Source organism: Bacteroides sp. K03, from assembly GCF_019734355.1.
GTDB lineage: Bacteria > Bacteroidota > Bacteroidia > Bacteroidales > Bacteroidaceae > Bacteroides > Bacteroides nordii.
Map to the genome: position 1 here is coordinate 115,116 of NZ_JAASHC010000004.1, position 14,011 is coordinate 129,126.

The 14,011-nt window shown below is 40.8% G+C and carries 11 protein-coding genes; 4 read left to right on the forward strand and 7 right to left on the reverse strand.

Annotation, left to right across the window (positions count from 1 at the left end):
• Nucleotides 1–79: 79 nt before the first annotated feature.
• The 3 genes from HCG69_RS05165 to HCG69_RS05175 all read left to right on the forward strand — a co-directional run bounded on the left by HCG69_RS05165 (nt 80) and on the right by HCG69_RS05175 (nt 3,697).
• A complete protein-coding gene (locus tag HCG69_RS05165) occupies nt 80–1,066 on the forward strand; it encodes an adenosine kinase (RefSeq protein WP_221649150.1) in 987 nt (328 codons plus the stop codon).
• 44 nt (nt 1,067–1,110) lie between these two features.
• The gene (locus HCG69_RS05170) at nt 1,111–2,787 is read left to right on the forward strand and encodes a S41 family peptidase (protein ID WP_221649151.1); all 1,677 of its coding nucleotides are present in this window, start codon (nt 1,111–1,113) and stop codon (nt 2,785–2,787) included.
• A 136-nt stretch (nt 2,788–2,923) separates the two neighbouring features.
• Complete coding sequence (locus tag HCG69_RS05175) at nt 2,924–3,697, forward strand: dienelactone hydrolase family protein (RefSeq protein ID WP_221649152.1); 774 nt, start codon at nt 2,924–2,926, stop codon at nt 3,695–3,697.
• A 154-nt stretch (nt 3,698–3,851) separates the two neighbouring features.
• On the opposite strand, the gene HCG69_RS05180 is transcribed toward HCG69_RS05175, so the two are convergent.
• The 5 genes from HCG69_RS05180 to rpoN form a co-directional block, all read right to left on the reverse strand.
• Entirely contained in the window at nt 3,852–5,696 is a 1,845-nt protein-coding gene (locus HCG69_RS05180) for a 4-hydroxy-3-methylbut-2-en-1-yl diphosphate synthase (RefSeq protein WP_221649153.1), read from the reverse strand.
• A 137-nt stretch (nt 5,697–5,833) separates the two neighbouring features.
• Nucleotides 5,834–6,343: a 5-(carboxyamino)imidazole ribonucleotide mutase gene (purE, locus tag HCG69_RS05185; protein ID WP_221649154.1), complete on the reverse strand. Its 510-nt coding sequence runs from the start codon at nt 6,341–6,343 to the stop codon at nt 5,834–5,836.
• A 61-nt stretch (nt 6,344–6,404) separates the two neighbouring features.
• Complete coding sequence (gene gcvH, locus HCG69_RS05190; RefSeq protein ID WP_221649155.1) at nt 6,405–6,785, reverse strand: glycine cleavage system protein GcvH; 381 nt, start codon at nt 6,783–6,785, stop codon at nt 6,405–6,407.
• Between the two features lie 31 nt (nt 6,786–6,816).
• A complete protein-coding gene (locus HCG69_RS05195; protein WP_221649156.1) occupies nt 6,817–7,494 on the reverse strand; it encodes a hypothetical protein in 678 nt (225 codons plus the stop codon).
• Between the two features lie 38 nt (nt 7,495–7,532).
• Nucleotides 7,533–9,014 carry an RNA polymerase factor sigma-54 gene (rpoN, locus tag HCG69_RS05200; protein WP_221649157.1) on the reverse strand — a complete coding sequence of 494 codons (1,482 nt, stop codon included), beginning with the start codon at nt 9,012–9,014 and terminating at the stop codon, nt 7,533–7,535.
• A gap of 144 nt (nt 9,015–9,158) precedes the next feature.
• Here rpoN and HCG69_RS05205 point away from each other — a divergent pair, with 144 nt between their 5' ends.
• A complete protein-coding gene (locus tag HCG69_RS05205) occupies nt 9,159–10,532 on the forward strand; it encodes an aminopeptidase P family protein (protein ID WP_221649158.1) in 1,374 nt (457 codons plus the stop codon).
• A 92-nt stretch (nt 10,533–10,624) separates the two neighbouring features.
• Here HCG69_RS05205 and HCG69_RS05210 read toward each other — a convergent pair whose 3' ends face one another.
• Complete coding sequence (locus HCG69_RS05210) at nt 10,625–12,148, reverse strand: sensor histidine kinase (RefSeq protein WP_370634122.1); 1,524 nt, start codon at nt 12,146–12,148, stop codon at nt 10,625–10,627.
• Nucleotides 12,149–12,289: 141 nt separating this feature from the next.
• Nucleotides 12,290–13,963, reverse strand: coding sequence for a nucleoside kinase (locus HCG69_RS05215; protein ID WP_221649160.1), 1,674 nt, complete (start codon nt 13,961–13,963; stop codon nt 12,290–12,292).
• Between the last annotated feature and the right edge of the window lie 48 nt (nt 13,964–14,011).

The following is a 14,011-nucleotide window of genomic DNA, read 5'->3' on the forward strand; positions in this document are numbered from 1 at the left end:
AGAATGTTTTTCTCAATTGCGATGCAAAAGTAATAGGATATTTTGAAATATGCAATATCTTTGCAAAAAAAATATCAAAATGGACAAAATAATTGGTTTGGGCAACGCCCTTGTAGACGTACTTGCAACTCTGAAAGATGACACTATTCTTGATGAAATGGGTTTACCAAAGGGGAGCATGCAACTCATCGATGACGCTAAGTTACAACAGATTAACGAGAAATTTAGTAACATGAAGACCCTTCTTGCAACCGGAGGATCGGCTGGAAATACTATTCTTGGACTCTCTTGCCTTGGAGCTGCTACCGGTTTTATAGGAAAAGTGGGAAATGATAATTATGGAAACTTTTTCCGTGAAAATCTCCAGAAAAACAATATTGAAGACAATTTGCTCCTTTCTGAATTACCTTCGGGAGTAGCATCTACTTTTATTTCTTCGGATGGCGAACGTACTTTCGGGACATATTTGGGAGCTGCTTCTACGTTGAGAGCCGAAGATTTATCATTGGATATGTTTAAGGGATATGCTTATCTATATATTGAAGGATACCTGGTGCAAGACCATGATATGATTCTCCGTGCCATTAAATTGGCAAAGGAAGCCGGATTACAAATTTGTCTCGATATGGCCAGTTATAATATCGTGGAGGGTGATAAGGAATTCTTTTCTTTATTGATAAGTAAATATGTAGACATTGTATTTGCTAATGAGGAAGAGGCCAAGGCATTTACAGGTAAAGAACCTGAAGAGGCTTTGGAAATCATCGGTAAGCTATGCAGTATTGCTATTGTGAAAATAGGATGTAAAGGTTCGCTAATTCGTAAAGGTACGGAAGAAGTCAGAGTATCGGCTATTCCGGTAAATAAAGTGATAGACACCACAGGCGCCGGTGATTATTTTGCAGCAGGATTCTTATATGGGCTTACTTGCGGTTATTCATTGGAAAAGTGTGCTAAGATAGGTTCCATTCTTTCTGGAAATGTTATCCAGGTTATCGGAACCACTATCTCAAAAGAACGTTGGGATGAAATAAAGTTAAATATTAACGAAGTTCTGTCTGAATAAGCAGGTAATGAGTTACATTTACGACTCATTTTAACTAAAAGTGTATGAAAAAGTTTCTAAATAGGCAGAATGGTATCATTGCAGTGATTGTGCTGATTGCTGTAGCATTCTTTGGTTTCAAAAAAGGAGACGACCGCAATTTCCAGATCGCTAAGAATCTCGACATATTCAATGCGATTGTAAAAGAGCTGGATATGTTTTATGTGGATACCATTGATCCGAATAAAACGATTCGTGAGGGGATTGACAATATGCTGTATTCACTTGATCCTTATACAGTATATTATCCGGAAAACGATCAGGACGAACTGGAGATGATGGTCAAGGGCTCTTATGGAGGTATTGGTTCTTTGATCAGATATAATCCGAAACTCCAGTATACTGTCATTGCTGAACCTTACGAAGGAATGCCGGCAGCAGAAAGCGGTTTGAAAGCCGGTGATATATTGTTGGAAATTGATGGAAAAGATTTGAAGAACAATTCGGATGTGAGTACATTACTTCGGGGGCAGGTGGGTACCAGTTTCAAACTGAAGATACAACGCCCCGGTGTGAAAGAGCCGTTGGAATTTACAATTGTACGCCGTTCTATTCAGATGCCTACCATTCCTTATTATGGAATAATGGAGGGCCAGGTTGGTTATATAAACCTTAGTAGCTTTTCGGGAAGTCCTTCCAAAGATTTTAAAAAGGCTTTCCTGGATTTGAAAAAACAAGGTGCTACGTCGCTGGTAATAGACTTGCGCAATAATGGTGGTGGACTACTTGACCAAGCTGTGGAAATAGTGAACTTCTTTGTGCCACGGGGCAAGACGATTGTAACAACGAAAGGTAAGATAAAGCAGGCCAGTAATACTTACAAAACCCTGCGTGAACCATTGGATACGGATATTCCGATTGCTGTGTTGGTAAATAGTGGTACGGCTTCTTCGTCGGAGATTCTTTCCGGGTCATTGCAAGATCTTGATCGGGCTGTGATTGTAGGTAACCGTACTTATGGAAAAGGCTTGGTGCAAGTACCCCGTTCTTTACCTTATGGAGGTAATTTGAAGATTACTACCTCTAAATACTACATTCCAAGTGGACGTTGTGTACAGGCTATTGATTATGCGCATCGTAATGAAGATGGTAGTGTGGCACGTATTCCTGATAGTTTGACAACTGTTTTCCATACCGCCGCCGGACGTGAAGTTCGTGATGGGGGTGGTGTTTCTCCCGATATCGAAGTAAAGCAGGAACGGTTGCCCAATATTCTATACTATTTGGTTCGTGATAATTTGATATTTGATTATGCAACAGACTACTGTTTGAAACACCCTGTTGTTGCTTCGGCAGAAAAGTTTGAATTGACAGATGCTGACTATACAGATTTCAAGAATAAAGTGAAGGGTGCAGATTTCAAGTATGACCAACAGAGTGAGAAGATATTAAAGACTCTGAAAGAGGCTGCCGAGTTTGAAGGATACATGAAAGAGGCTTCCGATGAATTTAAAGCATTGGAAAATAAGTTGACTCATAACCTGGATCGTGATCTTGATTATTTCTCTAAAGACATTAAGGCAATGATTGCTGAGGAAATTATTAAGCGTTATTATTATCAGCGTGGTGCGATTATCCAGCAGTTGAAAGGCGATAATGAATTGGATGAGGCTGTGAAGATTTTAACGAATCCGGAGCGTTATCAACAGATATTGAGTGTGACAACGACTGAGAATAAGTAGATTTATATTTTATCATATTGAGAGGGGAACGCAGGTCATGTGTTCCCTTTTTTGTAGAGAGTGGTGCTTATAAATGAGATTGTTTGATAAATAGAATGTATCTTTATATTTTAAAGAATAATGGTGTAAATAGGATATGAAAAAGATTATTAGCTTTTGTTTATTGTTTCTATTGACTATTTCTGTTTCTGCGCAGGAGGTTTATCAGAAAGAAGTGTTTATCTCTTCCCGGGGTGATTCATTAAAATACCGTTTACTTCGTCCGGAAAAAGAGAAAACAGGAAAGAAGTATCCACTTGTTCTTTTTTTACATGGTGCAGGAGAACGGGGCGGTGATAATGAAAAGCAATTGGTTCATGGAGGCCAGATGTTTCTTAATCCGGTAAATCGTGAGAAGTATCCGGCTTTTGTGTTAATCCCTCAGTGTCCGATAGATGCTTACTGGGCATATACTTCTCGTCCTGTCTCGTTCGTTCCGTCGGATATGTCTGTCGGACAAGAGATATCTCCTGTTTTTAGCTCGTTAAAGGAACTGTTGGATGTCTATCTTGGTATGCCACAGATAGATACGAATCGTGTTTATATTATTGGCCTTTCAATGGGGGGAATGGGTACCTATGATATGATTATCCGTTTTCCGGAACTTTTTGCAGCAGCAATTCCTATTTGTGGAACTGTGAATCCATCCCGGTTAGCAGATGTCAAGGGAGTAAAGTTTCGTATTTTTCATGGAGATGCGGATAATGTAGTGACGGTAGAAGGATCACGTGTGGCCTATAGGGCATTGAAAGCGGCAGGGGTTGATGTAGAATACATTGAGTTTCCCGGCTGTGATCACGGTAGTTGGAATCCGGCATTCAATTATCCGGGATTTATGGACTGGTTATTTAGGCAGAAGAAAAAAAGATAATATATCGATGGAATGAATAATGAATCTATTTACGATTAGACGATTTACGATGTATGATTGGGACCACTCTGTCTCTAACATTGCTGAAACAGGCTTTTAAAGAGTAACTTCAATCGTACATCGTACATCGTAAATCGTCTAATCGTAAATAGATTTATTTTTGCTCAGTATAATTTCCGTTCGCCTTAATTAGCTCAATCAACTTCTCTACAGCTTCTTCTTCCGGAATATTTTTTTCTATACATTCCTTCTGTTTGTAGAGGCTGACTTTGCCACGTCCGGCACCTACATATCCATAGTCAGCATCTGCCATTTCTCCGGGGCCATTCACAATGCATCCCATAATACCTATTTTCAATCCTTTCAAGTGAGAAGTCGCTTCTTTGATACGGGCAATAGTGCTTTGTAGGTTGAACAACGTTCGTCCACAACCCGGACAAGAAATATATTCGGTTTTGGAGGTACGGATACGTCCGGCTTGCAGAATGCCGAAAGCGGTAGCATCTACGATGGCATGAGAAAGTAATCCCTGATTGAACAGAAAGATACCATCACACAAGCCATCAAATATCAATGCCCCCATATCAGCAGCAGCTTTGATTTGCAAATCTTCCGCATCCTCTTCCTGGTAATGCTGAAAGAAGATAACCGGGTTCTTCAATCCTTCAGACATCAACTGGTGTACCAAAGCACGGTGCTCTCCAATACGATTCGGATGATTGCTTTGAGAAATAATAACCACTTCCGGGTGTGTTTTGAGACAGGCAATCACCTCATCTGTCTGTGCCATATACGGCATGAATAAGAATTTTAGTTCTGCCTGGCACATGCCCATCAGTGGAAGCTGAGAGTAATTGAATGCCGGCCATGTGCCTTTTTCTCCTGCCCATACATCGGCATCAAGGATATATTCAACATTGGCTTCCCGTATGGCGGGAAGTTCTCTTCCTGCATAAATATAATCGGGTATAAATTGCGGATTGACCTCTGTCTTTCCGTCCATGCGGTCGGCAAGGACAACAGGAAGATTGTTTCCACCAATATTTCGGATGGCATTCGTTTTCCGGCGGGTAGGAGAGAGGTAATTGAATTCAGGTGTTTCTATTCCGGGGATATAAGGATGGTCTTGGCGGGTAAGGATGTAATCTACTAACTTACGTGCTACAGGAATTTCTGCTTCTGGTTCTTCACTTAAAGAGACACGGATGGTATCTCCCAATCCATCTGCCAGCAATGCTCCTATTCCCAATGCCGATTTGATACGTCCGTCTTCTCCGTCTCCGGCTTCCGTAACTCCCAGATGCAGAGGAAATTCCATCCCTTCCTTTTCCATTACGGCTACCAACAGACGAACTGTTTTTACCATTACAACCGTGTTGGAGGCTTTGATTGAAATTACTACATCCTTAAATTTTTCGTCTATGCAGATACGCAGGAACTCCATACATGATTCCACCATCCCTTCGGGAGTGTCACCGTAGCGAGACATGATACGGTCGGATAATGAACCGTGATTTACTCCGATACGGATTGCAGTGTGGTTCTCTTTGCAGATATTCAGAAAAGGAATGAAGCGGTCACGAATTTTTTGTAATTCTTGCGCGTATTCCTCATCCGTATATTCCAATTGCTTGAAGGTACGTCCCGGATCTACATAGTTTCCCGGATTAATACGTACTTTTTCGGCATATTGTGCTGCCACATCAGCCACTTTGGGATTGAAGTGTACATCGGCAACAAGTGGTACCATATATCCCTGGCTACGTAGGCCGATGTTGATATTCATCAGGTTCTCAGCCTCCTTGATACCCTGTGTTGTAAGGCGTACATACTCGCCACCTGCATCTACAATACGTTTTGCCTGTTCTACACAAGCTTCTGTATCCTGAGTTGATGTATTAGTCATCGACTGGATACGGATAGGGTTAAGGCCGCCCAATGGAACAGCCCCAATATTTACTTCTGATGTTTCTCTCCGGGAGTAATTGAATAAATCCACGATTTTATTTACGATTAGACGATTTACGATTAGACGATTTACAATTTACGATTGAAGATACTTCTGCTGATTAGACGAAGCGTTAATCATCTTGTTAGCATCTTCAATCGTAAATCGTAAATCGTCCAATCGTAAATCTAATTGGTTTTATATTCAAACTTAACCTCTTTAAGCTCCTCGTTAGCTTTTACAATTTTTTTCTTCAAACCTTCTTTGTAAGCTGCAAATGTATCAGCCAGTTCAGTATTGCTCAATGCCAGCATTTGTATTGCCAGGATAGCGGCATTCATTGCTCCGTTGATAGCTACTGTAGCTACAGGTATCCCGGGAGGCATCTGGATGATAGAATACAAGGCATCAACACCGTCCAGAACAGAACCTTTAATGGGTACTCCGATTACAGGTAGGGTAGTGTTGGCAGCGATTACACCTGGTAGGGCAGCAGCCATACCGGCAGCAGCAATAATAACTTTAATACCGCGTGAACGGGCATTTTTAGCAAACTCCTCTACTGCTTCCGGAGTGCGGTGAGCAGAAAGAGCGTTTATTTCGAATGGTACGTGCAAATCATTGAGTAACTGTGCTGCCTTTTCCATTACAGGAAGGTCAGAAGTGCTACCCATGATGATACTTACAATTGGGGTCATGATTTTATTTACAATTTACTATTTACTATTTAGTGGTACGATGATCACTAATCACTATTCACTAATCGTTAATCACTGCTTTATATGCTTCAGCATCGAGCAGGTTTTCAATATCTTTTAGATTGGCAGGTTTCATCTTGATAAGCCATCCTTCACCATATGGATCTTTATTGACCAGTTCAGGATTTTCTTCAAGGCTCTCATTCTGTTCTATTACTTCACCTGCTACCGGCAGAAAGAGGTCAGAGATGGTTTTCACCACTTCAATCGTTCCGAAAGTTTCATTTGCTTCCAGTGATTCACCTACTGTGGGGATATCGACAAATACAATATCACCCAATTGTTCCTGAGCATAATCAGTGATACCTACATAAGCCATATCTCCTTCTACACGAATCCATTCGTGCTCATTGGTGTACTTCAAATTTTGTGGGAAGTTCATAATAATTAGTTTTTAGGGGTTTATATTCATGTTAAAATAAAAATATACGGAATAATACATTACTTAATGGATGTAGTACCAATAGTGCACAGATGAAACCTACACCAAAACCGGAAAGCACTTCACCCAGAGAATGATGTCTCAGAATAATTCGTGCCGAACCTAATACACCGGCTACCAGAATAAACAGGCATAGCCACCAGACAGGATTATAGCCAAACAATTCACTGAATGAAATCAAACCGCCGATAATACCTCCTATGCCAGCCATGTGTTCACTGAGTTTCCATTTCAGATTTACAATGATACAGATGATCTGAACCACCAGTGCAGACAGTATAATACCGGTCATATACCAGGGAATATTCAGCTTGTGCATCATGAGCAGACAAAATACATAAGAGATAATGGTAAGTGTAAAAGGAATATATCGTTTTTTTCGTTCACTCAATTCCTGCAGGGCAAAACCATTGATTTTGCGAAACAGGAAAATGGTGATGGTTGGCATCAGTATAGTGAAACAATACACTATTCCCAATACAATGAGTTTGTACTGCAAGGGCATGATACGAAGGTAAGAGAATAAGAACAATACCAGAAAAGCCAGAAAAGGGATAGAAAACGGAGTTAGTATCCACGATGTAATCTGTGCCGTTCTGATAAGCGTTTTATCTGCAATGATATGTTGCTCTACGTTTGCTTCTCCCATAATGGAGCCCTTTTGTTATTTATTATTGATCACTTTAATTACTTTCTTAATCTGGCCACTGGTATATTCAGTTGCTGACGATATTTGGCTACGGTGCGCCGTGCAATAGGATATCCTTTTTCTTTTAGGATCTCAGCCAGTTCATCGTCAGTCAGTGGTTTCTTTTTATCTTCGTTGTCAATACATTCTTTTAGTATTTTACGTATTTCACGTACTGACATTTCTTCACCGTCTTCGGTGGTATATCCGTCACTGAAGAAGAACTTCAGCGGATAGATTCCAAAGTTTGTTTGCACATACTTACTATTGCTAACACGTGATATGGTCGAAATATCCAGGCCCGTACGTTCGGCTACGTCTTTCAGGATCATAGGGCGAAGCAATGATTCGTCTCCTTCAAGAAAGAAAGGACGTTGCAGATCGATAATAGCCTGCATGGTAGTCATTAATGTATTCTGACGCTGCTTTACTGCATCGATAAATCCCTGAGCTGCATCCATTTTCTGTTTCAGGAACATCATTGCTTCTTTGGATTCTTTGGATTGATTGGCTCTGTTCTTCGTATGTTCTTCTACCATTTCGGTGAAGTCGCGACTCATACGAAGTTCCGGTATATTCCGGTTGTTAAGGTTGACACTGATAGAGCCATCATCATAGGTGTCTACAATGAAGTCGGGAACAATTTGCTGCATGTTACGCCCGATGGCTTCTCCTAATGAAGCTCCCGGACGAGGATTTAACTTTGTGATTTCAGAAATAGCAGTGTTGAAAAGCTCTTCTTCGCAGCCCAATTTCTTTATTATCTTATCCCAATGTTTACGTGTGAACTCTTCGTAACATTCGTTGATGATTCTCTGTTCCAGTATAAGTGCTTTATCCGGTTTACCTTTTTCAAGTTTCCGTTGGAGTTGTATAAGCAGACATTCCTGGAGGTTGCGTGCACCAAGTCCGGCCGGGTCGAAGTCCTGTATGATGCATAAAGCCTCTTCCAATTCCTCTTCGGTGGCGTTAATGCCTGCATAGATAGCCAGCTCATCGCTGATACTTTCAAGTGATTTACGGAGCAGGCCGTCATCATCCAGTGACCCGATAAGGTATTCTGCCAATTCACGCTGATGTTCTGTGAGGTTACGCTCACTCAACTGTTCTCTCAATATTTCATAGAAGGAAGTAGCGTCAGAAAAAGGAATTTCCTCTACCTGTTCGCTTTTGGAACGGTTGTTTTCCTGTAATTTATAATCAGGGATGTCATCTTCGTTTAGATAGTCGCCCAGGGAGTCATATTCATTGGCATCACTTTCTGCTTCCGGATCGTTACTATTGCTTTCATCCGGATCATCAGTAGCCGCTTCTTCTCTACCTTCTTCAAGAGCTGGGTTTTCCAATAATTCGGCATGTACTCGGTCTTCCAGTTCTACGGCGGGAAGCTCCAATAGCTTTACTACCAGAATCTGCTGCGGAGAGAGCGTTTGTATCTGCTGCTGCGCCTGGGATTGTATTTGACGGGAACCTTGTGCCATAAATATTTTATTTTCTACATTCGGTTATATCTCGCTACAAAAGTAACTTTTTCACCACAGATTACACAGATTAGAGGGATTATTTTTCTTTCTATAACGCTAAATTCTCTATCTTTGTTGCACTAACTTAAAAAATAGAACATTATGTTTGGTAAAGAAACGTATGTGCAGCGCCGGGCCCTGCTGAAAAAGAAATTAGGCTCCGGAGTGTTGTTGTTTTTGGGGAACGACGAGTGTGGACTGAATTATGAGAGTAATACCTTCCGTTATCGTCAGGATTCTACTTTTCTTTATTATTTCGGTCTTCCGTTTGCAGGACTTTCTGCCATTATTGATATTGACGATGAAAAAGAAATTATATTCGGTGATGAACTGACGATTGATGATATTGTATGGATGGGGATCCAGCCTACCTTGAAAGAAAAAAGCGAACGTGTAGGGGTGACACGTACTTTACCATCCGCTGAAATTGTAAACTATCTGCATCAGTGTGTACAGAAGGGAAAATCAATTCATTATCTTCCCCCTTATCGTGCCGAACATAAACTGAAACTGATGGATTGGCTGGGTATCCCTCCTGTGCGTCAGGAAGGTTCGGTGCCTTTTATTCGTGCGGTAGTTGAACAACGTAACCATAAATCAGCTGAAGAAATTGTAGAAATAGAGAAGGCTTGCGATGTGACCGCAGATATGCATATTACTGCAATGAAGGTACTTCGGCCGGGTATGAAAGAGTTTGAAGTAGTAGCTGCTATGGAGGCAGTTGCTGCCGCTGCAGGCTGTGAACTTTCTTTTGCAACCATTGCCACCATCAATGGGCAGACTTTACACAACCATTATCATGGTAATACCGTAAAGCCCGGAGACTTGTTTCTGATTGATGCAGGAGCTGAAACAGAAATGGGATATGCCGGAGATATGTCGTCTACTATACCTGCTGATAAGAAATTTACTACCCGCCAGCGCGAAGTCTATGAGATTCAAAATGCAATGCATCTGGAATCAGTAAAAGCGCTTCGTCCGGGTATTCCTTACATGGATGTGTACGACTTGTCAGCCCGTGTGATGGTAGAGGGGCTGAAAGGACTTGGTTTGATGAAAGGTAATGCCGAAGATGCTGTACGTGAGGGAGCACATGCTTTGTTTTATCCACATGGGTTAGGACATATGATGGGACTGGATGTACACGATATGGAGAATCTGGGTGAACTTTGGGTAGGATATAATGGTGAACCGAAGAGTACTCAGTTCGGTCGTAAATCGCAACGTTTGGCTATTCCTTTGGAACCGGGCTTTGTACATACTGTAGAGCCGGGTATTTACTTTATCCCCGAGCTTATCGATATGTGGAAAGCCGATAAAAAGTTTACTGATTTTATCAATTATGATAAAGTAGAGACTTATAAGAACTTTGGAGGGATTCGTAATGAAGAGGATTATCTGATAACTGAGACCGGTGCCCGTCGTTTAGGTAAGAAAATTCCGTTGACTCCTGAAGAGGTGGAAGAGATTAGATAGAATGGAGAGGGGAGAATGGAGAAGGGAGAAGTAAGCTGCGCTATCATGCTGCATAGTACTTCTCCCTTCTCCATTCTCCCCTCTCCATTCTATTAAGCGTGTAGCTCTAATATAAACCGGCTCCCCTTCGTATAGCTTGTATCCAAAGTCAGGCTCCCATTCATTTTTGTGGCAATAAGTGAACATATAGGCAATCCCAGGCCATCTCCTTGTGTGAGGTCTTTCACTTCGGTAAAAGGTTTAAAGATCGTTTCCTGTTGTTCAGTGGGAATACCAGTACCGGTATCAGTTACAATAAACTGATGAGTATGCGCTCCACGTTTTTTGAAGTCAAGGCTGATGCGTCCTTCTTGTGTGTAATAAGCAGCATTTTGCAGTAAATGAAGAAGTATACGCTCCAATTGTTCTTTATTGGTTTTCACTTGTAGTTTGGGAGCATTTACAGAAGTAGTAACTTCGGCTTTTATATTACTTTTCACTTTCTCCATTACTTCTTCGCAAAAAATACTGGCGTTGATATCGCTCATTTCGTAGGGAGTGGTCAACGAATTTTCCAGCGAAGAGAGTTCCTGTATATCATCGCTAAACTTTTTCAATGCACCTACTTGCGTCTGCATCTGTTGTGATTGTTGCGGCGCTTTGTCTGAGAGTTCACTTGCTGAGGCCGCCAATGTGTCCAGAGTCGGTTCCATCTGTGAAGATATATTTTGAATGAATTTGGTTTTCAATTCATTGTGTTCGTTGGCTATTTGTATGCTTTTCTTGAGCTTACGGTTTCCTGCCATAAAACGTAGTAATACGATTGCAAGAAGCACCAATGCTGCAATAAGAATAACAACCAGTGTGCAAAGTCCGATGATAATATACTGTTTGGCGGAAAGTGTGTCGTCTTTTTCTTGTATCGTCAACTGACTTTCGTCATATTTCCTTTTCAATACATTCAATTCATCCTGTGCGGTGAGTGCTTTTACAGAGTCGGTCCATACGATATAATTTTCATAAGTACGTCCCATCAGTGCGGCATTATTCGCTTTGCGGGCAATGGATATCAGATTTTTGTAGCACTCTTCTACTTTCTCGTAATTCTTTTTTTCTTTGTATTGATTGATGAGTTTGCGGAAGCAAGCATCTCCTTGTGCATTGAGGCCGAAGGTGTAATAATAATTGGCCTTGGTATAGAGTAAATTCTCACTTATTGAGTCGTTTTTAGCAAGATTAGCTGTTTCTTCCAGTTTGTCCAATTGTAATTTAGCTTGTGCTGCATTTTTTAGTGCAATATACATTTGCAGGCGTTCTTTGGTAATTAGAAACCGTAGATCGTGAAGAGTTTTCTTGGTTTTCTGTTCACCTGCCCACACCAGTTGATCCATGTCACGGCAAAGTTCGAAACCTTCTTTATAAAAGTTTTCACGTACATAAAGCCCATTGGCCTGAATGCCGCATTCAACAGCCTGCGGATAGTCTTCGCGGGTAGCGAATGCTTCGTACGCTTTCTTAAAAAGATAACGTGCCTTGATATAATCTTTTTGGCTCAGACTGTTTTGAGCTTGTTCCTTTAATTCCTGTGCTCTGTTTTTTGTATTCTGTGCATGACTTAATGTACTAAAACAGAGCATGATCACAATGATAGCTACGGGTGTTTTCATCTTTATTGCTTGTTTAATTGACACAAATTTAAAATAAATTCGGGACTTAAAACAAAAAATAGGTATAAAAAGGCAGGATTATCTGCAATGGCAGATAATCCTGTGATATGGTTAATACTTAAAACTACTTCCTCCCAGAAACTCTCTTAACAGTGAGGTCGGTGGAATTTCTTTGTCCTGAACAGGGATAAAGTATTTGATAAACTTCAACAGGCGGTATGCTTCACAATATTCCGGGCAATTGCGGGGCACTCCCGTTAGAATCGGTTCGGCGTGAAGGCGCAATACTGCAAATTCAAAGAGCAGGGCGGAGTTAAACATCACATCTGCATTTTCCTGATAAGGGAATATCCATTTATCCTCTCCGGCACGTACGCTGGGCCATCTTGAAATGGTTTCTTGTGCCGAATATCCGCGGTAGTTAAAGTCACGAATAATGCGGCGAAGCAAACGGTTGTCTGTGGTAGGAATCCAGTTATGATCGTCCAGTGAGATGGTAGTTAGTGCCGAAACGTAGATTTTGAACTTGTTCTCTTCCGGGATATGTGGAGTCAACTCAGGATTCAGAGCATGAATACCTTCCAATATTAAGATGGTGTGTTTATCTATTTTTAGTTTGTCTCCTTTATATTCTTTCTTACCGATACTAAAATTAAAGCGGGGAAGTTCTACTTCCTCTCCGCGAAGCAAGGCTTGAAGCTGTTGATTAAACAAGTCCAGATCCAAAGCATATAATGATTCATAATCATAGTTACCATTCTCATCAAGAGGAGTTTCTTCACGGTCCACGAAGTAGTTATCCAATGAGATGGGATAGGGCTTTAATCCGTTTGTCATCAACTGAATAGAAAGGCGTTTACTGAAGGTCGTTTTTCCCGATGAAGACGGACCGGATATTAATACCAGTTTTACGCGGTTTCCATTTTCTCCGCGATGAAAGATCGTGTCGGCTATCTGGGCTATTTTCTTTTCCTGCAATGCTTCGGCTACATTAATCAGATCGGTGGCATGTCCCTCTTCACAGGCCAGGTTAAAATCGCCTGCATTAGTTATTCCCATGATATTGCTCCAGTTCAGGTATTCTTTGAATACATCGAGCATTTTCTCTTGTTTCACCACTTCTTCAAGTACATCCGGATTTTCTTTATTGGGGATACGCAACAATAATCCGTCGTAGTACTTCACCAGATCAAATAGTTTGATGAATCCGGTGCTGGGTAACAGATTACCATAATAATAGTCAATGGTATCTCCCAGCGTATAATAATAGGTATAAAGTGAGCCGGAGGTTTCCAGTAGCTTTACTTTATCGTTCATTCCGTGTTCATTGAAAATACGTACAGCTTCCGTTGTATGACATTCAATTCTGTGATAAGGAACGTTTTCAGCTATAATCTCCTGCATTCTTTTTTTGATGAGTGATACATCTTCTAATGTAATAGGACGTCCGATGCGCAGATTACAGAAATAACCTTTTGATACGGGGTGTTCTACGAAAAGTTTTCCTTCCGGGAATAATTCGCTGACAGCTTTATATAGCACAAAGCAAAGTGAACGCACATACGTACGCATTCCGGAGGAATCTCTTACGTCCAGAAATTCTACATCTTTATTATTATATACTCTGAAATTAAGACCTTCGGAACGATTATTTACCTTGGCGCTAACTACTTGATAGGGAAAATTAAGATTAAAACCGTAATAAATATCCAAAAGTGAACTACCAATAGGGAATTCTTTATAAATATTATTATTTTTGCAACATATTTGTAACATCTGTTTCATTTTGGCTTTTAAAGAAGTAAATAGAATCGGATAAATATATGATATAAT